The sequence below is a fragment of the Clostridium sp. AF23-6LB genome (assembly GCF_003461085.1).
GTDB lineage: Bacteria > Bacillota > Clostridia > Lachnospirales > Lachnospiraceae > Coprococcus > Coprococcus ammoniilyticus.
On record NZ_QTWK01000002.1, the window covers coordinates 83,438 to 107,509 of the forward strand.

16 protein-coding genes are annotated in these 24,072 nt (G+C 42.4%); 4 read left to right on the forward strand and 12 right to left on the reverse strand.

The genetic code is table 11. The features are described 5' to 3' along the window. Positions 1-21: 21 nt before the first annotated feature. From DWY07_RS04875 to DWY07_RS04885, 3 genes are all read right to left on the reverse strand, one after another. A complete protein-coding gene (locus DWY07_RS04875) occupies positions 22-1,110 on the reverse strand; it encodes an NAD-dependent epimerase/dehydratase family protein (RefSeq protein WP_117822375.1) in 1,089 nt (362 codons plus the stop codon). A gap of 111 nt (positions 1,111-1,221) precedes the next feature. After that, positions 1,222-2,034 carry a LicD family protein gene (locus tag DWY07_RS04880; protein WP_117808071.1) on the reverse strand — a complete coding sequence of 271 codons (813 nt, stop codon included), beginning with the start codon at positions 2,032-2,034 and terminating at the stop codon, positions 1,222-1,224. 120 nt (positions 2,035-2,154) lie between these two features. Further along, positions 2,155-2,904, reverse strand: a complete 750-nt coding sequence (locus DWY07_RS04885; protein ID WP_242997305.1) for an HAD hydrolase-like protein — start codon at positions 2,902-2,904, stop codon at positions 2,155-2,157. Between the two features lie 401 nt (positions 2,905-3,305). Here DWY07_RS04885 and DWY07_RS04890 point away from each other — a divergent pair, with 401 nt between their 5' ends. Next, positions 3,306-4,301 carry a PD-(D/E)XK nuclease family transposase gene (locus tag DWY07_RS04890; RefSeq protein ID WP_117822376.1) on the forward strand — a complete coding sequence of 332 codons (996 nt, stop codon included), beginning with the start codon at positions 3,306-3,308 and terminating at the stop codon, positions 4,299-4,301. 161 nt (positions 4,302-4,462) lie between these two features. On the opposite strand, the gene DWY07_RS04895 is transcribed toward DWY07_RS04890, so the two are convergent. Continuing rightward, complete coding sequence (locus DWY07_RS04895) at positions 4,463-6,154, reverse strand: leucine-rich repeat domain-containing protein (RefSeq protein ID WP_117822377.1); 1,692 nt, start codon at positions 6,152-6,154, stop codon at positions 4,463-4,465. Between the two features lie 356 nt (positions 6,155-6,510). Between DWY07_RS04895 and DWY07_RS04900 the strand changes: the two genes are divergently transcribed. The 3 genes from DWY07_RS04900 to DWY07_RS04910 all read left to right on the forward strand — a co-directional run bounded on the left by DWY07_RS04900 (position 6,511) and on the right by DWY07_RS04910 (position 10,251). Continuing rightward, entirely contained in the window at positions 6,511-7,638 is a 1,128-nt protein-coding gene (locus tag DWY07_RS04900; protein ID WP_117822378.1) for a PD-(D/E)XK nuclease family transposase, read from the forward strand. A gap of 249 nt (positions 7,639-7,887) precedes the next feature. Continuing rightward, positions 7,888-9,786, forward strand: coding sequence for an oligopeptide transporter, OPT family (locus DWY07_RS04905; RefSeq protein WP_117822379.1), 1,899 nt, complete (start codon positions 7,888-7,890; stop codon positions 9,784-9,786). 150 nt (positions 9,787-9,936) lie between these two features. Beyond that, positions 9,937-10,251, forward strand: a complete 315-nt coding sequence (locus tag DWY07_RS04910) for a PqqD family protein (protein WP_173784022.1) — start codon at positions 9,937-9,939, stop codon at positions 10,249-10,251. Here DWY07_RS04910 and DWY07_RS04915 read toward each other — a convergent pair. From DWY07_RS04915 to DWY07_RS04940, 8 genes are all read right to left on the reverse strand, one after another. Further along, positions 10,243-12,714 (reverse strand): sigma-70 family RNA polymerase sigma factor, encoded by a 2,472-nt coding sequence (locus DWY07_RS04915; RefSeq protein ID WP_117822380.1) that lies wholly within the window; start codon positions 12,712-12,714, stop codon positions 10,243-10,245. The two genes, DWY07_RS04910 and DWY07_RS04915, sit on opposite strands and share 9 nt — an antisense overlap. 65 nt (positions 12,715-12,779) lie before the next feature. Then, entirely contained in the window at positions 12,780-12,908 is a 129-nt protein-coding gene (locus DWY07_RS13515; protein ID WP_264293245.1) for a hypothetical protein, read from the reverse strand. 109 nt (positions 12,909-13,017) lie between these two features. Further along, complete coding sequence (locus DWY07_RS04920; RefSeq protein ID WP_117822381.1) at positions 13,018-14,106, reverse strand: fibronectin type III domain-containing protein; 1,089 nt, start codon at positions 14,104-14,106, stop codon at positions 13,018-13,020. Positions 14,107-14,136: 30 nt separating this feature from the next. After that, positions 14,137-14,490 carry a hypothetical protein gene (locus DWY07_RS04925; protein ID WP_021944654.1) on the reverse strand — a complete coding sequence of 118 codons (354 nt, stop codon included), beginning with the start codon at positions 14,488-14,490 and terminating at the stop codon, positions 14,137-14,139. Positions 14,491-14,800: 310 nt separating this feature from the next. Then, on the reverse strand, positions 14,801-16,573 hold the full coding sequence (locus tag DWY07_RS04930) for an RNA polymerase sigma factor (protein WP_181983883.1): 1,773 nt from the start codon (positions 16,571-16,573) through the stop codon (positions 14,801-14,803). 75 nt (positions 16,574-16,648) lie between these two features. After that, positions 16,649-16,813, reverse strand: a complete 165-nt coding sequence (locus DWY07_RS13190) for a hypothetical protein (RefSeq protein WP_156782874.1) — start codon at positions 16,811-16,813, stop codon at positions 16,649-16,651. A gap of 193 nt (positions 16,814-17,006) precedes the next feature. Next, complete coding sequence (locus DWY07_RS04935; protein ID WP_117822383.1) at positions 17,007-18,098, reverse strand: hypothetical protein; 1,092 nt, start codon at positions 18,096-18,098, stop codon at positions 17,007-17,009. A gap of 235 nt (positions 18,099-18,333) precedes the next feature. After that, the gene (locus tag DWY07_RS04940; RefSeq protein WP_117822384.1) at positions 18,334-24,072 is read right to left on the reverse strand and encodes a leucine-rich repeat protein; all 5,739 of its coding nucleotides are present in this window, start codon (positions 24,070-24,072) and stop codon (positions 18,334-18,336) included.

The window sequence follows — 24,072 nt, forward strand, 5'->3', positions numbered from 1 at the left end:
TCTGCTTATTTCTTCCAATCTTTATCTTGTATACTCCATGCTCTTCATCATGCGGGTATACATTTCCTCCAGACCGATCACCGGCTTCCAGCCAAGTGCCTGAAGTTTATCTGAATTCAAGCGCATATTTACATCCGGTGCATAGCCAAATGTCATGGCGCTTTCCGGTATGTCAAATACAACCTTGATCTCATTATTTGCCAGTTTCTCTGCAACCATCTTTGCCATATCTCCGATCGTGATATGTGCTTCCGGATGCGCTACGGTATAGGCTTCACCATCATTTCCCTTTACAAGAAGGAGCAGAATACCCATAACGGCATCTCTGGTGTAGCAGTAATTACCAACGGATTTTCCGGCTGTGTGCAGAACAATATCCGTCTTATTCATAGCAGCCTTTGCGAACTGTGCAAATACACGATTCTCTTCATAGCTGATACCTGCGCCAAATGTCTGTGACAGTCTTGCAATACGAACCGGCAACTTATACTCACTTGCGTAAGAAGAACACATACATTCGCAGAGACGTTTGCCCTCCGGATAACAGCTTCTTGGATTGTGGATATCAATGTATCCCAGATCATCTTCTTTTACATATGGCTTTTCAGGATCCGGTGCACCAAATGCTTCCATTGATGATATATATACAACACCCTCGGACTGCTTCTCCTTACCAAGGTCTAACATATTCTTTGTACCATTTACCGCAGTCATGATCGTCTCCACCGGATAGTCCACAAAGAACTTGGATGCTGTAGGGCTTGCTGCATGTATGATGTAGTTGATCTGTACTTCTGAGATCTTCTTGCCATTTGACAGGATTACAGTCTCATCGGTAACCGGATCTCCAACATCGCCGATCACATACACCAGCTTATCCTTTGCAAATTCATCATAGATCTTGTCTGCCTTTTCTGCATTTCTGACAAATGCATAGATCGTGATATCAGCATTCTTTACTTCGTTCATCTTAAGCAGTGCCTTTACGATCTGTGAACCAACCAGTCCGGTTGCTCCTGTGATCAGGATGGATTTGCCGTATAATTTCTCATAATCTCCACCTGCATTTGCAATATACAACAGGTCCTCTTCTAAAATCTTATCTTTCATTTTTATTTCCTCCTGAATGATTTTTATTTATTTTCGTCTTGATATGGAAAACACTTGTACTATTCATGTTGTCCACCGTTTACTCTGTTCCTTATACAAATATCTATATGCTTACTCTACCTGATACATTTTGATAATGTGAGCTTTCCGGTCTTCTTCTGGCGGAAGCTTCATATAGTCGCCATAAAGGGATGTCAGGTAATAGTCTGTACAACCCGGTGCGATCAGCTCTCTGCCGCCAAATGTCACCTTCACAGGCTTCACATATTCTTCTCTCGGCATCTTTTCCTGCGGACCATAGCCACAGGCAATGCCTCCTACATATTTGCACGATTCAAAATCATACTGCGTACATAGCCGTATCAGCTTCTTCACGGTCCGCTTCTTGCCCCAGATCAGATGTGCAAATGGCTTTAAGACCGGCTTCACGATCTTCTTGACCAGATTGCCACCCCGGCCGGTCTTCATCTTCAGATACTGTATGATCCTACGGTACCAGAGTGCTTTTTTATAGATTTTCTCAATCTCTGCATCATCATCCGGCAGTCCATCCATCGGGAAAATATCCATCCATAAATAGATGTCATATTTGTCCTTCGTATAATATTTGTCCAGTCTTGTCCTCGTATCCGCAAGCTTCGTATATGGCTCATCCAGATTGCCAAGGCTTGCTGACAGGAACTTATGCTCCGGCAGAAATGGCTGCTCTTTGATCACTTCCTGCAATCTCTCATAATCCGGTCGTGGCATCAGAATGTCGATATCATCATCCCACGGAATAAAATCCTGATGTCTGACTGCTCCAAGCAGCGTGCCGCCGCACAGATAATACCGCAGTCCATGCTTCTCACACAGATCATGAAACATGAACACCATTGTTTTCTCACGCTCATGGATATCCTCAAGCGTCAATAATTTTCTCACGTTTTCGTCTCCCCTTTTATGGTATATGCCTGCATTTGCCTTCTATATACCCTTAATATCCTTATGAATACCCATTAAAAGTCTCCTTATAATATCAAAAGGGCCTCTGTCTGATCTCCCTTACAATGTCAGGAGCTCTTCCGGGCGACTGATGATATATTCCGCGCCGGCTTTTTCAAATTCCTCACGATTTCCATATCCATACAGAACACCGACCGTATCAATTCCGCAGGCATGTCCGCCATCAATGTCAAACATCCGGTCACCGATCATCACGGCATCCTTTTCATGTATCTGTGTCTTAACCTCTGGCTTGGAATCGTCCATCATGACTGCCTCTTCCCGGTCTGCCTGTGGCATATCCGTACCTTCCGCATCGGCTTCCTTCAACCGCTTCAGGCACTCTGCGATCAGCACCTGCTTGTCCGATCCGGTTCCATCCGGATTGCTTCCTACCACAACATCAAAGTACTGTGCCAGATCGAATTTCGCCAGTATCTTCTTCGTTGGTTCTGCCGGTTTGGAGGTCGCCACTCCGATCTTCGCGCCTTTTTCTTTTAAATCCTTGAGTGTCTGTGGAATGCCATCATAGATAGATGTCTCATACAGACCTGTCACATTGTAGCGTTCTCTGTATTTGTCCACCAGCCAGAGTGCCTGATCGTAGTCAACATGACATTTGGAGGTAAAGGAATCGTACAACGATGGTCCGATAAATGTCTTTAACACTTTCTCTGATGGCTCCGGCAGTCCGGCTGCATCCAGAGCATAGCGGATGCAGTTGAGAATGCCCGGCTCGGACTGGCTTATTGTGCCGTCCAGGTCAAATAAATAGTATTTATACATAGTGTTGCCTTTCTGTCCGTTCAAAATTCACGCCACCATTGTAGCATAGATCCTTTTTTCTCTCAACAACATTGATGTAATCTTGGGTTATGGGGGGATAAACAGCAAAAATTACCGAAAGTTACATCCAGACATACCATTTGTTACATTTGCAGTCTTTTTCCTCTTTTTTCTGCTATGCTGTTCCTGTCGACAAAACAGGCGCCGGAAAATAACGAGGAATGAAACTTATGTATAACCAAAACAACAATCATCACCTTAACAATCAACCGATATCAAACGAAAAAATTACCAACCATAACCATGCCAGTCAGCCAGCCAATGGTTCTCCAATAGACATCCACCAGCTCTTTCCTTCCCGCACAGAGCAGGAATGTCTCGCGGAACTTCGCAAGCATCCGCGAAGTTACTTTGCATATCAGAACATGTCGCCAGAATGGAAGAACCGCTTTCTTGGATTTATGGAGGGTACAAAAACTCTGCCTTTAACTTATGATCCATTTTTCAAGAAGCTGTTCAACCCGGACATCTATCCGGAGCGATTATCCAGTCTGATCAGCAGTATCATCGGCACAAAGGTAACAGTTCAGTGCATCCTGTCAAATGAAGACAGCATGCTGCCGTCCACCTCGCTCCTGCTTCTGGATATCCTTGTCCAGTTGGAAGATGGCTCGATCGCAAATGTCGAGATCCAGAAGATTCCATACGCTTTTCCGGGTGAACGTATGTCCTGCTACTCCTCCGATCTCATGCTGCGTCAGTATACAAGAGTGAAAAGCCTGAAAAGAAACGCCTTTACCTACAAGGATCTGAAAACGGTTTACACGATCGTAATGTTTGAAAACAGTCCTAATGAATGCAAAGAGACACAGGTATCAGACATTTATCTGCATCATGGGAAAACTGTTTTTGATACCGGCATCAAACTGAATCTTTTACAGGAATTCTATGTGGTTGCCCTTGACGTTTTCCGTGAAAGTAAGTATGCTAAAGATATCAATGAACTTAATGCATGGCTGTCATTACTGACTGCCCAGTCGATTGACGACCTTGCTGCACTGGTATCTGACTATCCCTGGATGGGAGCCATCTGTAAGGATATGTCTGAATATATGTATGATCCGGAGGAGGTGATCACCATGTTTTCAGAAGCACTTCGAATGTTAGATGAGAATACGGTTCACTATATGATCGATGAACTACAAAAGGAACGAGATGAAGCGGTAGCGACTCTGTCTGAAAAGGACTCCCTGATATCCGAAAAAGATGCGGCTCTCTCTGAAAAGGACTCCCTAATATCCGAGAAAGACTCTCTGATATCCGAAAAGGATGCCGAGATTGCGGCTGTTCTTTCTGAGAAGAACGCAATGATTTCTGAGATCGCGGCTTTAAAAGCACAGCTTGCCGCCCTCAATAAATAAACTATTTTATAACAATAACACATAAAGTAAAAACGCCTGCTGGCTGTATCCATGGAATATACGATATTCCTTAGGTACAACCAGCAGGCGTTATTCTTTAAACACATCCTACCTGTTTCCAGCTCTATGGCTAGTGGCAGGCGGGTCTTTCTTCTATTTTATTATTTCAGCTTCCATGTCTTTACATATCCAATGGAGCTCTTTTTCAGCTTTTTCTTTAAAGCTGTCTTGGCTTGCTTCTTGCCTTTTACAGTGATAGCCGCATTCTTTTTAATGCCCTTGAATGCATTCTTGTTGATCTTCTGCAGCTTTCCTGCTGTCACTGTAATCTTCTTCAGATTCTTACATCCGGCAAATGCACTGTCACCAATCGTTGTTACCTTTGCCGGGATCGTGACAGATGCCAGCTTGGTACATTTATAAAATGCCTTGTTGCCGATCGATGTCACGTTCTTACCGATCGTTACTTTCTTCAATGCAGAACAACCGGAGAATGCTTCTTTTCCAATCTTGTTCACGTTGCTACCGATAGTTACAGTCGTAAGCTTCTTGTTGTTCTTGAATGCTTTATCAGCGATTCCTGTTACCTTATAGGTAACTCCTTTCACCTTTACCGATGCCGGGATCGTAAGCTTCTTCGCTTTCTTATCTGTGATCTTCGTTACGGTAACTGTTGGATTCTTCTTGGAAGATGAGGTTACCTTTACTTTGAGCTTCTTACTTGAAACAGTGAGCGTTGTTCCTTTTTTTGCCGGAACTGCCTTTGGTTTTTGTTGCGTATCATCATTCTTTGGGTTCGAAGGTGTAGTCGGATTTGGCGTCGGTTTATCATCTCCAGATGCATCGCCTGGTGTTTCCACTTCAAGCAACTTGACTGGAATGTTGTTATCTATTGCATAGTTGTAGGCATATGAATCTTTATAACATGCGATTACCAGATCTAGGCAAGCACCAAATGCGTCATGCCCTATACTCGTTACTCCCGCTGGAATTTCTATACTCGTCAAACTTTCGCATTCCTCAAATGCACTCACCCCTATGCTTGTCACTCCTGCTGGAATTTCTATACTTGTCAGACCGCTACAATTATAAAATGCTCTATTCCCTATGCTCGTCACTCCCGCCGGGATTTTACTAGACTTACATCCTCGTATCAATGTGTTACTGCCAGTTTCAATAATTGCATTGCAATTATCTCTACTATCATAATACTTATTTTTACTATCAACTGTTATACTTGTCAGACCGTTGCAATTATAAAATGCTCTATTCCCTATACTCGTCACTCCTGCTGGAATTTCTATACTTGTCAAACCATGGCATTCCTCAAATGCAGATTCCCCTATGCTCGTCACTCCTGCTGGAATTTCTATACTTGTCAAACCATAGCATTCCTCAAATGCAGATTCCCCTATGCTCGTCACTCCTGCTGAAATTTCTATACTTGTCAGACCGCTGCAATGCTCAAATGCAGATTCTCCTATGCTTGTCACTCCTGCTGGAATTTCTATACTTGTCAAACCATAGCAATACTCAAATGCAAAATCCCCTATGCTCGTCACTCCTGCTGGAATCTTGATACTTGTCAGGCTGCTGCAATCCCGAAACGCACTATCCCCTATGCTCGTCACTCCTTTACCATCAATCTCTCCCGGAATCACAAGCTCTGTTTCATCGCCTGTATATCCTGTAATGGTTATTCCGCCATCCTTGTTTTCTTCATAGTAGAAACCATCATCTGTCCTTTCTTCCGCCTGTGCAGTCATACTCATTCCACCGCACAGCAATACACAAAGTACCAGACCTATACCTGCATAAATCAGGCTTTTTATCTTTTGTCTTATCATTTCCATATGCCTTCATCCTTCCTTTTCTTTCCAATCTCTATCGTATCTTTTCTACTGCCTGCTTACGTCTTCTTTTTCCCCTCACCTCACATTGATTTTCTTCAAACTCTTGTTCCGCTATTTTCCCTTTTGAGCATGATATAACCATGCTGAAAAAACGGCATAAACATTATAAAAAAAAAAACAGGCGTCAATACATGCATAGAAATTTATCAAAAATAATTAGCTGAATCTATCCTCAAAGTGCTATTTGTTACATCCAGACATACCATTTATTACATTTACAATTTTTCTTGTTATTTTTATGCTATGCTCCCTTTGTCGACAAAACAGGCGCCGGAAAATAACGAGGAATGAAACTTATGTATAACCAAAACAACAATAATCACCTTAACAAGCAACCGGTATCAAACGAAAAAGTTACCAACTACAACCATGCCAGTCAGCCAGCCAATGGTTCTCCAATAAACATCCACCAGCTTTTTCCTGCCCGCACGGAACAGGAGTGTCTTGCAGAACTTCGGAAGCATCCGCGAAGCTTCTTTGCTTATCAGAACATGTCCCCCGAATGGAAGAACCGCTTTCTTGGATTTATGGAGGGTACAAAAACTCTGCCTTTAACTTATGATCCATTTTTCAAGAAGCTGTTCAACCCGGACATCTATCCGGAGCGATTATCCAGTCTGATCAGCAGTATCATCGGCACAAAGGTAACAGTTCAGTGCATCCTGTCGAACGAAGACAGCATGCTGCCATCCACCTCACTCCTGCTTCTGGATATCCTTGTCCAGTTAGAAGATGGCTCGATCGCAAATGTCGAGATCCAGAAGATCCCATACGCTTTCCCGGGAGAACGTATGTCCTGCTACTCCTCCGATCTCATGTTGCGTCAGTATACAAGAGTGAAAAGCCTGAAAGGCAGTTCCTTCATCTACAAGAATCTGAAAACGGTTTACACGATCGTGATGTTTGAAAACAGTCCTAATGAATGCAAAGAGACACAGTCAGCTGATATTTATCTGCATCATGGAAAAACTGTTTTTGATACCGGAATCGAACTGAAGCTTTTACAGGAATTCTATGTGGTTGCCCTTGACGTTTTCTGTGAAAGTAAGTATGCTAAAGATATCAATGAACTTAATGCATGGCTGTCATTACTGACTGCCCAGTCGGTTGATGACCTTGCTGCACTGGTATCTGACTATCCATGGATGGAAGCTATCTGTAAGGATATGTCTGAATATATGTATGATCCGGAGGAGGTAATCACCATGTTTTCAGAAGCACTTCGAATGTTAGATGAGAATACAGTTCACTATATGATCGATGAACTACAAAAGGAACGAGATGAAGCGGTAGCGGCTCTGTCTGAAAAAGATGCCGCTCTATCCGAAAAAGACGCTGAAATTGCGGCTGTTCTTTCTGAGAAGAACGCAATGCTTTCTGAGATCGCAGCTTTAAAAGCACAGCTTGCCGCCCTCAATAAATAAACTATTTTATAACAATAACACATAAAGTAAAAACGCCTGCTGGCTGTATCCATGGAATATACGATATTCCTTAGGTACAACCAGCAGGCGTTATTCTTTAAACACATCCTACCTGTTTCCTTCTATTTTATTATTTCAGCTTCCATGTCTTGACATATCTGATGAAGCTCTTTTTTCAGATTTTCTGTGTATGTTTCTGCCAGACTCTGTACATACTAGTGGCATAAAACTATGATTTGAGGGTTGTATATGAAACAATTTAAACCATATATTCCGGCAGACCGGGTGATGCCGGAGCTTACGCCGACATCTGTGATCCTTGGGATCATTCTGGCAATTGTGTTTGGTGGTGCAAATGCATATCTTGGCTTAAGAGTCGGCATGACTGTATCCGCTTCGATTCCTGCTGCCGTTCTTTCTATGGGTATTGTGCGCATGATCATGCGCCGCGATTCAATTCTTGAAAATAATATGGTTCAGACGATCGGCTCTGCCGGAGAATCTCTGGCTGCCGGAGCTATCTTTACGCTGCCGACCCTGTTCATGTGGGCAGATGAAAATCCCGATATAAAACCTCCATCTTTTCTGATGATTGCATTTGTCGCCATCTGTGGCGGACTGATCGGTGTGTTGTTTATGATCCCACTTCGTACCGCTCTGATCGTAGAAGAACATGGTACACTTCCATTTCCGGAAGGAACTGCCTGCGCTGAAGTACTGCTCGCCGGAGAAACCGGCGGTCACAAATCCATGCAGGTATTTTCCGGGCTTGGCATCTCTGCTGTCTATAAATTTATCGCTGATGGTCTGCATTTGTTTCCAAGTGAGATCACATGGACGATTTCCTCTTATAAAGGATCGGGCTTCGGTATGGATGTCCTCCCTGCGCTGGTCGGTGTCGGCTATATTTGTGGTGCAAAAGTTGCTTCATATCTGTTAAGCGGTGCTGTGCTTGGATGGTTTGTTATCATGCCTTTGCTCGTTCTTATTGGAGGTGACAACATCCTGTTCCCCGCTTCCGTTCCGATCCGCGAACTGTCAGTCGATCAGTTATGGGGAAATTATGTGCGGTATATCGGCGCAGGCGCGGTGGCAGCCGGTGGTATCTTCAGCCTGCTAAAATCATTTCCGCTGATCGCATCCACATTTGCCAAAGCCCTGAAAGGCTTTGGACATACAGATGGAAATTCGCGAACATCCAAAGACATTCCGCTTCCTTATGCAATCGGCGGTATCCTGATCGTAGCATTTGGCCTGAGTGCTTTTCCAAATATTCCGATCAATCCGGTCACATCCATTCTGATCATTATTTTCGGATTTTTCTTTGCAACCGTATCTGCAAGAATGGTCGGTGTCGTCGGCTCATCGAATAACCCCGTGTCCGGTATGGCGATCGCAACCCTGCTATTTGCAACGATCCTGTTAAAGCAAGCCGGCATAGCAGGATACCGGGGTATGACATCTGCCATCTGCATCGGTACTGTTATCTGCATAATTGCAGCCATGGCAGGAGACACCTCGCAGGATCTGAAAACGGGGTATATCGTCGGTGCAACACCATATCTGCAACAGATCGGCGAACTGATCGGATCGATCGCATCCGGTCTTGCGATCGGCGGTGTTCTCTATCTGTTGAATGCAGCATGGGGATATGGTTCTACCGAGCTTCCTGCTCCGCAGGCAACCCTTATGAAAATGGTCGTTGAAGGTGTTATGAATGGCAATCTTCCATGGGGACTTGTTATTGTCGGCATTTGCATTGCTGTCGTTGTCGAGATCTTAGGTATCCCGGTTCTGCCATTTGCCATCGGACTGTATCTTCCGATTTACCTGACAGTTCCGATCATGATCGGTGGTCTGATCCGCCTTTTCGTGGAGAAACGCCGCTTGGCCGATGAGGGTTCCCGCGAAACCGTCCGTAATAACGGTATCCTTTTCTCCTCCGGTATGATCGCAGGTGAAGGGCTGGTTGGAATCCTGCTTGCCGTCCTTGCCGTATTCGGCGTAAGTGATCGGATCAATCTGGGACTTATGGGATTCCATCTTGGAAAATGGGGCGGCTGCCTGTTCTTCCTTGCCCTGCTTTTCAGTATGATCTACATGATCCATAAAACGAAGGATAAACAATCATCCAATAACACACTTTAATATCTTCACCCGGAAAGGATTTATTTTCTCATGCAAAAATATAATATACAAAATGTCATTGCAAAACAGAACCATAATCGTAAAGATACCCTCTCGCAATTTTTTATAAAAAGATCAAAATCCGGTTTTCTTTCCCATACTGCAAACTATATGGACAAAATCCCCTGCATCAATCTGAATTATACATGGGAACAGTCGCCCGATGGAATTATTGTGATCGAGATGCCGCATACCGGTTTTTATCACAAGATCGCCCAGAAATATTTTCACAAACCAAAGAAAAGCCATATCAGGCTTGACCGATATGGCAGTACCTTATGGGTTCATATAAATGGCGACAACACGGTATTCAATCTGGTATCCATCATGGAAGAACAGTTCCCCGAAGAAGCTCCTGATATGTTAAAACGTGTTATCGCCTTTCTTGAAACGCTGGAGAGAGTAAGGTTTATCTATTTACTGTAACCCTGTGCTGAAATATCCATTTTCCTTATCTACATTATAAATGGCATAGCAGTCAAGGGCATCCGGTATCGGGACATTGTAATAATGAAAGCCCAGCCAGTTCTTCATTCCATCCGGCATATCTGCTGTCGGTGCACCCGGAAGATACACCGTAAAGGTAGTACCACCGGCAATTCCATACAGCTCTGTGAAGGTAGTTGTATAGCCATTGTCATCTGTTGTTTCTTTGCCAAGCTCATCATCATAGTTCAGAGTATCCAGCTCCATGGTATATGTATATTTGTCAACCTGCGTAATATTCTTAAAGGATCCGGATCCACTGGAAACTCCCCTGCCACTATAATTACTGTCGTGATACGAAGCTGTAAAGGTTCCATCCGGTTTGATATCCATACTGGAGCCCCATGCACCAACTCCGCTTGACATAAGAAAGCTTTCCGGGAGATCCTCCGGTAATGTCATCTTTACTTCTCCTGCATTTCCGGCAGATATCTCTTTTCCGTCTTTAGAAGCCCTCTGATTTTTGTCCGCCTTATCTGTTTCTTTTTGTGTGATCGTTCCCAGATATTCCATAGCCTCATCATAAGTCATAGCGGTATCATCCAGCGTACCAAGAACCTCCTTGGCTTTATCCTTGCCCTGTCCATTGTACATTAATAACGTATCAAAATTCTTCTGCAGCTTCTCTACCTGAGCATTATACTTATCCTCTGTGATCTCAGAACCATTCTTTTGACATGTGACAACAGTTGCTGAATAATCGTCATTCGGACCTTTCCTTCTTGTCCAGGTTGTTGACTTCTGAAGCATGCCGGAATCATCTACCGTGAATTTGATATAACTGTCTGTATAACTCTCATCTCCGAACCCACTATATGCATATAAGGTTCCCTTCTTAGTCGTAAACAGATAATAACTGGTTCCGGAAGCGGCATTTATATCCCAGCCACCATATTCTTCCATATCCGTTCCAAAGATTCTCTTTGCTTTTGTTCCGTCAAAGCTATAAATATCCATCTGTGCAATTGAAGCTTCGTTCTGTTCTGATCTTACCAGGATCATCTCCGGCACACCATCACCTGTCACATCGGCAAACGTGATTGGAGTCTGTTCTTCCTTGGCTGTCTTTGTCGAATAATCATACTCATACTGCCAGTAATAATTGTCGATCTGTGTCTTATAGGATTCAAGTACCTCTTTGTATGCTGCTTTATAAAGACTTTCATCGATAGCTGCCTCTGTAGTTATCTCCGTTGAAGTTTCTGTAGTAACCTCTGTGGTTGCCTCTGTCTCCGCTGTCACTTCTGTTGTAACAGTATCATCATTTGCTTCCGAAGCGGCTTCTGTTGTCGCATTCTGATCTTTCTTCTTATCCTGGGAGTACTTATATGCAAATCCTGCTCCGACCGCACCTCCTACCAACGCAACGGAAGCAACCGCGATCACGATCTTTCCTGTTACGGTTTTGATAAATGCCGTTTTGCCAACTGTAGCTGCAACCGCCTTTCCACCTTCTACTGCCCCCGCAGCCGATCCGGCAGCTCCTGTCTGTGCTGTTCCTCCGGCTACTTGTCCAGCAGTTCCTCCTGCTATCTGGGATGCTCCTCCGGTCATCTGTCCGGCGGTTCCTCCTGCTATCTGGGCAGCCCCGCCTGTAACATTGCCTGCCATCTGCATAGCACCACCATGAATGATGCCGGCTGCAACATTTCCACCAAGACCTGCCATCTGCTCAAATACATGCGTAACGATCATATTTCCACGTTCTGCCATAAGCAGATATACAAGAAGACACATCGGTGTGTAGCTGTAAAGCTTGTAGCCCTTCTTCTGAAGCTCCTCTGCCTTTGCCTTGATATTCTTACGTCCATAATTCAACCTGGACTTTACGGTATTCTCCGAACAACCCAATATGGTCGCGATATCCCTGATGCTGTAGCCCTCCAGATGGAACATCAGCACACAGACCCTCTGTTCATCCGACAAGGAATCGATCAGCTCATGCACCATATCCTGTGTTTCCTGTACCGTACATGCCATTTCCGGCTGTGTGCTCATATTCTCATCTTCCAGATTGTATTCGAAGACATCCCCTTCATCATTTTCATTCTGCAGATCAGAAAACAGAACTGCCTGCTTCTTCTGAAGTGCGTTAAGCGCTGTATGTGCTACGATCGTACTCATCCATCCCGGAAATGCATTTGCATCCTGCAAACTATCTAATCTGGCAAATGCCTTTATATATGCATCCTGCAGGACATCCATCGCATCCTGTTCATTCTTCATATATTTCATTGCAATGTATAGCTTATTCCTGTATGTGTTCTCATATAAGAATGTAAAGCCTTCTTCCCGTCCTGCCTTCGCCTGCTCCACTGCCTGTGTATAATCCACACAGCTTCCGCAAAACGGACAGTTGTATTCATTCCCCTGTAAATCATTTCCACATGTTCTGCACTTCATGTTATCCTGCTCCTCCTGCTTTTTATCTTATTTCTGTAATTTATATATTTTCTTTATACCTTTATTTATCTGGACTGCCTGTCATGCTCGATCCGGTCAAATAATTCTTTCTTGCGTTCCGGATCATCCGGCAGCTCCTTTCGTTCTTTTCTTAACAATGCAACAAACGCGCACACTGCCTTCCACACATCCATATATCTCACCTCCTGTTTATTGGACAGATCAGGTGGGTTAAAAGTTTTAAGTTTTTGGATATTTTTTGCTTTATTATAGCATACCACAAAATCAGGATAACATTATATTCTATTTCTTTATCTTTACAGTCTTATATTTGCTCCATGCAGAGTAACATTTCTTCTCGCGGGAACCTGCCTTTACATAAGAACGGACACGGACATAATAAGTCTTGCCCTTTTTCAGATCCCAGAATGTACAGTTATTGTAATTCTTAAATGGCGCATCATATACTTTCTTATTCTTTTTGAATTTCTTATCCGTTGCGATCTGGATCTGATATCCGGTCGCCTTGCTCTTGCACTTCCATGTTACCTTTAACTTTCCGGATGAAAGATTCTTTACCTTGTTTACAGTGGTCTTCGGAACATCTGTAAATGTCGTCTTAAATGTATACATTCCGGCATAATTTGGATCAACACTATATGGCCAGCCTTTGGTCATCGTGATGTAGTAGGTTCCCTTTGGCAGGAAAAATGTGTATTTTCTGGTTCCCGGTGTAACACCCGTCTGAATATAGTGAATGTCGCCATTTGTATTCTCGATCACAACATTCATTTCCTTGATCTTGCTGTTGATCTGAATGTTCAAGTACCGGTTCTTTGTCATCTTCATCTTATAGATATCTGTTGTCTCGTTAAATGCAAACTGTCCTTTATAGGTCGTACCTGCCTTATAGGTAAATGCCATCGTTTTCTCATCGTTCTGTGACAGCCATGCCTCGGAACGTGTCTCGCCGGATGCCTTATAAGATGCCGTAAATGTGAATTTGCAGCCTGTATAGAATCCTGCACACAGAGATAATTTGTAATCACCTGCTAATAATTCTGCCTTATAGCTGCCTTTTCCTTCTTTGACTGATGCTGTATAGATCTCATTATCATACATATCACTGACTTTTATATAATTAAGCCCGGTATGTGTCTTTCCAATTCCCTCCATCACAATCGCAAGAGAAAATGTACCGGATTTCTTCATCGTAAATGTATACTCATATGTATTCTGTGCATCTTCCAACTCACCACTGTAACTCTGACCCCATACGATCTGCTGTGGACTGTTTAACACCTCTGCGGATACCTTTCGTGCAGGACTTACTGCACACATCATCACCATTAAAATTACTGCTAACATGATCTGTTTCATTTTTCTACTCATAATAATCTATCCTCTCTTTCTACCTTCTTTTTATTCAACTGTTTCAGCATCCATCATCTGCTCTTTGTATGCCTTACGGATCGGAATGATCGGCAATCCGATAAAGACCATGATCGAGATGAAGAAGGATACCATACCTGTAACGATGTCATATGGAAATGGTACGATGAGCCAGCCCCATTTTGCTATCTTGCCTGCCATTCTCACCGCAGTTCCAAACCCTCCGAAGAAGTAGGAAACAATGCCTGCCATAACTCCATACCCCATCATAGACATCGGGATCCTGCCACCAAAAATACCGGAAAGGACAAATCCTAAAACGGTTAAACAGGTTGCTCCCAATGCGATGTACTGTGCGATTTCGATTCTTTTCATTTTCTTCATTTTTTATTCTCCTTTTCTTTATCTGAGGAGCATTTTTTATCCGGAAATTCATCCATAAAAAATGCAACCTCTGTATCGTTTCACCTATATGACACAGAGGTTGCAAAAAAGTTTTATATTTTTTGATATTTTTTAAAAATTTTTTCAGACACCATTTTTTAAGTATAATCGGAGAGTTTTTGGAAATACAATCGGAGAGATTCGGTATTTTCAGTCGGAGAGTTTTTTTATAGAATGAACTTTCTCTTATAAAATAAAATGCCTTTGACTGATCCTCATAAACAGCCAAAGGCACGCTAATAATTTTTTATTATTTGCTCTCTTTAAAATATTTCAATGCACCTGCATAGGACATTTCACATCCGTCACTTACTCCTCCTAAATTTCGATCTGCCGTTATATTTCCTGACGAATCTCTGTTAATATCTGCCAACTGATCATATATGCCATAAGGAGCTGTCGCCGCCATGTTCTTCAGAACCTCACTATCCACTTCTTGATATATTTCGTCGCGTTTTGTCTGATATTCCTCCCAGGCCACAGATATACCGTCCCGTTCTGCAAGCAATGCTGTTTCTTCATCCCCCACCTGTTCTGCATGACAGGTCCAGACAATCGGTTGTAAGCTATCTCCACGAGAAGTAGCCACATCGAATTCTATCATCTTATCTATGACACCAATCTCTGTATCATCACTCTGTCCATCGCTGCAAAGTATGTACAACCGGCATCCATTTTCTGAAACTTCTCTAGTGCAAACTAATACATATGGTGTTCCTTCTGATCCCCATTTGTCCCGATTCTCATCTGACCTTGTATCAAGTTCTCCACTATAGACCTGTATTGCTTCATTATCTATATATGTATATATATGAAGATCAGCTTTATTCGGATCTGATTCATCCTGTGCCGCAAAGATCAGTTCAGGAGTATCATCTCCCATAATATCAGCAACAGTAATCGCTCTGGATTCTCCTACCAACGTCGGTTCATTCTCCCTCACTTGTGAAGTCTGCCAGCTATAATTCTCAATTTCCTGTCTGTATTCTTTTATTATTTCTGTATACGCATCCTGCCAGGTATTCTTATTATGATTGTAGATTGCTACTCCGGCTGCTCCGCCTGCTACTGCCACTCCGGCTACCGCCATCGTGATCTTACCGGCTACTGTCTTTAAAAAGGTCTGTTTTGCGGCTGTGACTGCCGCAGTCTTTCCTCCCGCCGCTGCACCTGTTCCAACTGCCGATCCGGCAGCCCCGGTCGCTCCGGCACTTCCGGCAGCAGATAACGCACCTGCTGCTCCACCATGGATCAGTCCGGCACCGACTACACTTCCAACACCCGCCAGCTTGTCGAAGGTTCCTGCTACCAGCATAGTTCCTCGTTCTGCCATGAGCAGATAGGTAAGAAGTGCCATAGGTGTGTAGCTGTACAGCTTGTAGCCCTTCTTCTGAAGCTCCTCGGCCTTTGCCTTGATATTCTTACGTCCATAATTCAATCTGGACTTTACTGTATTCTCTGAACATCCAAGAACTGTCGCAATATCTTTTATGCTGTATCCTTCAATATGAAACATCAGCACACACATTCTCTGTTCATCAGACAATGATCCGATCAGCTCCTGTACCATTTCCTGCGTTTCTTTCGTTGTACATGCCATCTCAGGCTGGGCTGTCATGTTCTCATCTGCAATCGAATATTCAAATGCCTCCCCATCCTGATCTTCTCTCTGTATATCCGAAAAATTCACTGTATGGCGATCTCTCAATGTATTCCTTGCGGTATTTGCAACAATGGTACTGAGCCATCCCGGAAATGAATTTGCATCCTGAAGACCGGAAAGCCGCTCAAATGCTTTCACATAGGAATCATGGAGAACATCCATTGCTTCATCCTCATTCTTCATATATTTCATCGCAATATACAGCTTATTCCGATATGTCATCTCATACAGATAGGAAAAGCCTTCTTCCCTTCCGGCTTTTGCCTGCTCCACCGCCTCTGTATAATCAACTGCCGCCCCACAGAACGGACAGTTATATTCATTTCCCTGCAGATCATTCCCACATGTTTTGCAAATCATTTGTAGCCTCCCACACGCCTGTTTTTTCATTTTTGTATACTTTTAATAGAAATATGTCAGATCCGTTTTTTCTGTTTAGCCTATTATAGCCTTTACTGCACTAACATCCAGATTTGTTATCTCAACAATCTGATCCAAAGAATAGCCTTTCTTATGCATATTCAGTACAATCTCTGTTCTTGCCTTCTCTTCACCTTTAGCTTCACTTTCTTCCTTGATACCCTGACTTAAATTACACATAATACTCACTTCCTTTTCTACCACGTCTCACCGTCTCTCCAGATTTCATTGTAACGTAGTTCACAGGGGATAGCAAGATGAAGAAAATAAAGGCAACAAAAAACTGACATGAGGATCAGGTATCTTTTCTTCCGAAAATATGATGATCCATATGTCAGTTTTTGTACTTATTTATGTAGGGTTGTATTTATTATTATTTAATCTTAACAGTCTTAACCTTACTCCAAGAAGAATAATAATATTCATCCGGAGTACTACCATAATTATCAATTTTCACATAAGAACGAACACGAACATAATATGTTCCTTTTTTCAAATCAACCATATACATTCCTGTATATTCATCCTGCTTTGTCTTTTTGCCCTTTTTAAACTTTTTGTCTCTTGCAATCTGGAACTGATAGCCATTTGCCAATGAATTTTTCTTACACCGTATATACATCGTCTTATACTTATTATCCGGTTTTGTTTTAGTAATAGTTGGCTTTGGTATTGCAGTTACAGAAGTTCTAAAGGAATACTTACCTGTATAATGATAGTCCGTTGCGTAATTTACACCACCTCTGAACTTGACATAATATGTACCCTTTGGTAAAAATACTCTGTATTTATGAAGTCCCGCTTCAATATCTGATATACTAACATTCCGACTGCCACTTGTGTTTACCAAATTAATGTTCAGTTCACGGAGCTTACTAGATACCGTCAGATTCAGATACTGACTTTTTGTTACTCTCATCTTATAAATATCTATATCATCATTCAACGCTAACTGTCCTTTTACAGATTTACCAATCTTATAAGAGGTTGCTGTTCCCATCTCATTATTCTTTGCCATTGCATGCTCGGACTTCGTTTCCTTAGATGGCTTAAATGATGGTGTAAATGTAAAATTACAACCATCCATACCACCTTCCATGCCTATTCTTAATGTATAATTACCTGCCAGCAAATCCAGCGATAAACTACAATCTCCCACATTATAAATCTTGTATACTTCTTTTCCTGTTTCGTCCAAAACTGTTATTTTACCCATACTGGTAAATGCATATCCAGCATCCGATACCTGAAATACAAAGGTGACATTTCCGGATTGTTTCAAAGAAAATGCATATTTATAACATTTACTGGTCTCTGTACTGCCACTATACGAACTGCCCCATTTCAGTTTTGGTCCCTCTGTTGTTCCTGCTGCAAATGCCTTCTGCACTGGCATCACTAACATTACGAATGCTGCTGCCAGCATTACAATTAACCCTTTCCATAAACTCTTGTTTTTCATCATTTTTCTTCTCCTTTTCATTTTTTTATTACAACAAATATTTACAGATGCAAGAGAAATATTATATTTTCCTGCCTTCTACTATATAAGACAGGGGCAAATGGAAAAAGGTTTTAAAGTTTTCAAATTTTTTTAAAAATTTTTTTCACCTTGACTCATACTGTCCAGATAAAACGAAAACGCCGTCTGTGATATTCCTACCACAAACGGCGCCCCCACTCTTGTTATTATATATTTTTTATTTTGTTACCTTGACCTTGGAAGATAAGCCTTTGCTCTTAAACAGCTTCTGATAAGAGGAAACCTTCTTCTTTGGTACTTTAATCGTAGTAACCTTTGTGATGCCCTTAAATGCATTTTTAGAAAGCTTCTTTGATGTAATCTTTGAAGACTTAATTGTAATTGTCTTCAGCTTCTTACATCCGCTAAATGCCTGATCTCCGATCTTCGTTGTCTTCGCCGGAAGCGTAATACCGGTAAGAACTTTGCAGCCCTTAAATGCATATGCTCCGATCTCCGTTACGTTCTGTCCCATAGTAACGGTTTTAAGTTTTATTGCTCCATTGAAAGCATTCTTGGAAATCTTACTAACATTGCTTCCGATTGTAACCTTTGTTACCTTCTTATTATTCTTGAAAGCACCCTCTGAGATCTGTGTTACTTTGTATTTCTTACCTCTGATCTTCACGGTTGCCGGAATGCTGACAGTCTTAGCCTTTTTATTTACAGGTGCTTTATATGCAACTGTTTTCTTGGATGTGCTTATAACCTGAACCTTTGCAGCTTTACTGTCATCAGAAACCACATCCCCCTTCTTGAGCGGTTTTACTATTGGTTTTTCCGGTGTTGGCTTCACCGGTGTCGGTTCCTGAAGTTTTGCGATTGGCTCTGTTCTTGTCTTTTTGCAGACACTGCAGGTATATGTCTTTACACCCTCTGTCTTTGTAGTTGGCTGTGTTGTAACCTTTCCTTTATCCCATGTATGTCCGGTTGCCTTCAGCTCTTCGGTGGCCATAACCTCATTACACTCGGTGCATCTATAGGTGATCGAACCATTCTTCTCACAGGTTGGCTCAACTCTTGTTCCATTATCTTTGATATGTTTCGTATGTGGTGCTTTAACCTTGATTATTACTACATATTCGTCAGATGTATATGCTCTTTCTTCTGTATAGGATGTTACTGTAATTGTAGTCTCACCGCATCCCGTTATAGTAACTTTACCAGTCTCATCTACAGCAGCAACCTCCGGATCAGCCGAAACATACCGTAATGCAGAGAGCTTGGATTCAAGCGCTGCATCCTTCAAAGCCACATCCAGTGTAAATGCGCTATCGCCAAATACCTTCTCATAAGTCTCCGTACCGGTTAATTCAAGTCTGGTAGTTGGAAGAACCGTTACTGCAATCCTCTTTGTTGTAGCACCCTTACCTGTACTTGCAGTGATAATGGCCGATCCCTTGCCTAACGCAGAAATGGTAATTCCATCACAAGCAGCTATCTCTTCGTCGCCTTCTGCAACCTTATAATCAATAACATCTGTTGATCCATCGTTAAGTTTGGCATCGATCCAGATCTTCTCGCCCTTATAAAGCGTCACCTTATATTCACCGGCTGATGCATCCCACGCAAAATCATCAGAATCGGAAGTGATCGTAATACTGGTTCCCTTTACATACTTTGTTAATGTAACATTTATGGAATGTGATAATTCAGAATCTGCATAGTAGTTTACTGCACTATCCTTAATTGTTACATTAACAGCGATTTCTGCTGTTCCTGCCTTTGAATAGGATGTATCATAAGCAGTCGTGATAACTCCGTTTGATACATTTGCCACGATATTTGACTGATCGGATATCTTCTTATAAGATACAGTATATTCATCTGCTGCAAGGCCTTCGATCTCGCCAAATTCTATCTGAAGCTCATGCTTTACATCATTCTGAACTGTAAATTCATTTGATCTTACAAGTGCATCGATATCCGTAAGCTTCGCTTTTGCAATTGTAAATGTTGCTTCCTTACTGTTTGTAGTATGAATACCATCACCCTTGATCGTAAGTCTACCGGTACCGGCATTCACATTCTCACCATACTCTACCGTATACTGATCGTCCGGAACAACTGCGCCATTGATTGTAACTTCGATATTTTCCTTATCCGGTGTCTGCTGCGTTCCATCATAGGTATATTCGCCATTTACTGCTACTGCTGCCTCTGCAAGATCATAGTATAAGGTTGGCTGTGTGATCACTATTGTATACTGGATCACTACTGTTTTTGCTTTATCTACATATATATCTGCTACATATGTTGCCTCAACCGCATTCTGTCCGACTACCTCACTTGATACAAAATCGATCTGACCAACTGTATTGGTAAATCCCTGTACCTGAAGACGGATCTTATCCTTCAGTGCTGAGATATCACCGACATTCTTACCTAATGCAAACTTAACAACATGCTCCTCATTATCTACATCTGTAGCAACAAATGATTCGCCGCCCGCAGTAAGTGTGGTCTTTGCCTGATTTAAGCCTGCAAAATCAAATACAGTTATCTCATAGGATGCTGTAATATCATCACTGTATCTGTCATCTGCAATATACTGAAGTGTTACCGTCTGTGCAGAAACGCTGTTCATATCATAGCCTGTAACCTTCAGCTCTTTATCAATATCAACCGGTGCAGTCTTCTTATTCTTATATGTCTTTACTACCTTCAGACCATTCAGATCAAACTCTGCCCCTTTGGCAAATGCTGTCTTATTTGGGAAACGTTCGATGCTGATCGATTCTACGGTTGATTTTGCTTTAACTGCAAATTTTATCGTCTCACCACGATATTCAGATACCGATAATACTACATTGTACTCTCCTGTTTCCTGATTCTTTGTAACATAACTGCTGTCATTTATAATGGACTTGCCATCCAACAGGATATCTGTGATCTGGAATCCGTCATGTGCAACAATGTTATTAATTGCATATGTACCGGTAGTAGTATCCTCCAGGCTGGACTCATCAATGATCAACTGGTTCTCTGCAAGATTTCCCTTTGCATTGTAGGTTACACCATCATCAATATCCAGTTCAAGGTATACTGCAATCTCCCCTTCCTCCGGAGTCTGATTCTTTCCCTTTGTGATAACACCATTTCCGGTATATTTACCATTCATAAAGAACTTACCATAAATATTAGCATTTTCTTCCAGATTAAGAGAACCATTCAATACAATGATACCATATTCGGAATCCATCGCCATTGTTCCCTTAACTGTTAAAGTACCATTGATGATCAACTGTGCATCACTGTCAGCTGCCCAGACAAGTGCACCCGGAAGTACATCATCATGCTGTGGATCAACTACAAGTTCAACGTCCTTAGGAATGATCAACTTGGATGATGACGGTAATTCTAATGTTGTTCCTGCTTTAATATGTGTACTCTTGCGAATGGTTGCTGTTCCATAAACCTCATATGTCTTTCCTACGAACAGAACAGAATTAGAAACAGTTCCCAGAACAGGAACATCCTCTGCCTTTGCTCCACAGATATTATCACCGATAATTGTAATATCAGAAGCAGATGAGCCATTCAGTGCTCCTACTGCAATACCATTTTCAGCACTAAGGTTGACTGTTGCATCTGTTAAGACATTTACGTTCTTAACATCTCCTGCATAAGCACCAATTGCCGGACCATTTGCAGCAATAACTATAAGCTTTCCTTTTGTCTCAACGACCTCGCCGATAATATTAATATCCCTTGTCTCTGAATTCAGACCGGCTCCGATACCGGCTCCATTTCCTCTTGCTCTGATACTAATAAAACCTGTATTTGAAATATTAATATTTGTTGCCTCTGATACAGTATCTGTTGCTCCGGAACCAATACCGGCTCCGTTTTCTGTACCATCGACAGTCAGATTTCCTGCATACTCTAAATAAATATTGATATTATCAACGGATGCATTCTTACCGGAACCGATACCGGCTCCGTCTGTTCCTGCTGTTACCGTTACAGCTACATTTCCTGAAATGTAAATATCGGAGACTGCACCTGCCAGACCGGAACCGATACCGGCTCCATTTGCTCCACCAACTGCTGTTACAGTTCCACCTGATATCATAATATATGATACCTTTGCATTTGCTCCCGAGCCAACACCAGCTGCATCTGTGCCGCCTGTTGCTTTTTTTACAACACCGCCTGTTACCTTAATCTCTGTTGCTTCTACATCAGATCCGGAACCGATACCGGCTCCGCCGTCTCCACCGGTCGCTATTACAGTTCCTCCTGAAATGGTAATACCGGAAGCAAGCTTTGCTTCATCATTTATGTAAGCACCGGAACCAATACCGGCTCCGCCAATATTTTTAGAACCGATCGTTCCACTTCCCGCTGTTGCATTTACGATTCCGCCTGCAATCTCGATATTGGCAGCATCAGCATTTGCACCGGAACCGATACCGGCTGCTCCGTTTGCACCAATTGCTGTTACGTCTGCATTTTCTGAGATCCGGATGCCATCAACCGGCATATTGTACTGAGAACCGATACCGGCTGCTCCATATGCTGCATAGCTTTCATTTGATGGCTGTGATCCCCTTGCTTTTATAATTACATTTCCATTTATCTCAATATTTGAAACAACCTTTAAGGTTTTGTCTGTACCACCACCGATACCGGCTGCTCCATATGTCGCATTGTTACCGGCAGTTGCATTTATAGTACCTTTCGTCGTAGAAGTCAGTACCAGCTTACCGCTTCCATTCTTCTGGATCGCTGCATAAGCTCCCGATGATGTCAGATTGTTTGTTCCGTAAGCAGTGATCGTCACGGTCTTACCCTCTGCCGGATTTACTGTGATCGCTGCCCCCTGAGTATTCCGTGTGATCGTCAGACTACGGATCGCAAGATTCACATCAATATCCCCTGCTGCCTTGATCTGACCCTTCATAACCTTACCGGATTTTGTTCCGAACAGGATCATCTCCTTATCAGATTTGATCGTAAGTCCATCCGTCTCCGAATAAGAATAGTCATCTTTTGTTGCTGTTTCCGCTGTGCTCTTTACTCCAAGCCAGAGTCCTTCCTCCAGCTTCGTATATTTGTCATAGCCATATGGATCAGTGATCGTATTTGTAAATGTACCATACGCTGTCTCCATACCGGATTTTGACACCGCATATTTTGTAGTATTACTTCCTACCTGATACATACCGGTATTATCATATGAGATCGATACACCGGATGTCTTTGACTCTACATATCCTCTATGATATTCACCATCAAAAGTAATCCTTATATCATTCGGAATCACATAAGGTGCTCTCTTACAATAAAGATAAATATATGCACCTCCGGCATTTTTATTGAGATCTCCATCAATCTTGTTCCAGTTGCTGTCAACATTCTCGACCCTCTCTGCATTCTGGCTTTTAAGACTGCTTCCTGAATTTCCTCCGGCATACTGCAGCTTTTTATCAGTGTCATTCCAGATACCAAGTGATGAGATTGGATCTCCAGCATTCCTGTCCTTTGTTGCATAGATGTAGATATAACCGGATTTTGAACCTACACCATCATTCAGGTCACCCGTCTTTCTCTCAACGCTATATCCGTCAAGACTGCTTGAAGTACCTGAATTATTCTGCCATACAGACCATATCCTTGTATATGCCTGTGCCGGATCTGTGGTCGTCTTTACCCAGATGTATTCATCTGAACCTTTACCACATCCCCTGTTTACATTTCCCGCATTTCCATCACTAGACAGTCTTGTATATCCTGCATAATTGGCACTAAATCCACCGGATTTAATATCACAGATATACAGCGTCTGACGTGTCGCCGCTTCCGACTTTATATTCGGAAAAAAGTTACCGATACCTGCAACCGTTGCAAACACCATAACTGCAGCCACTACCACTGACATGAAACGCTTCACAAATTTAATTTTCTGTTTCAA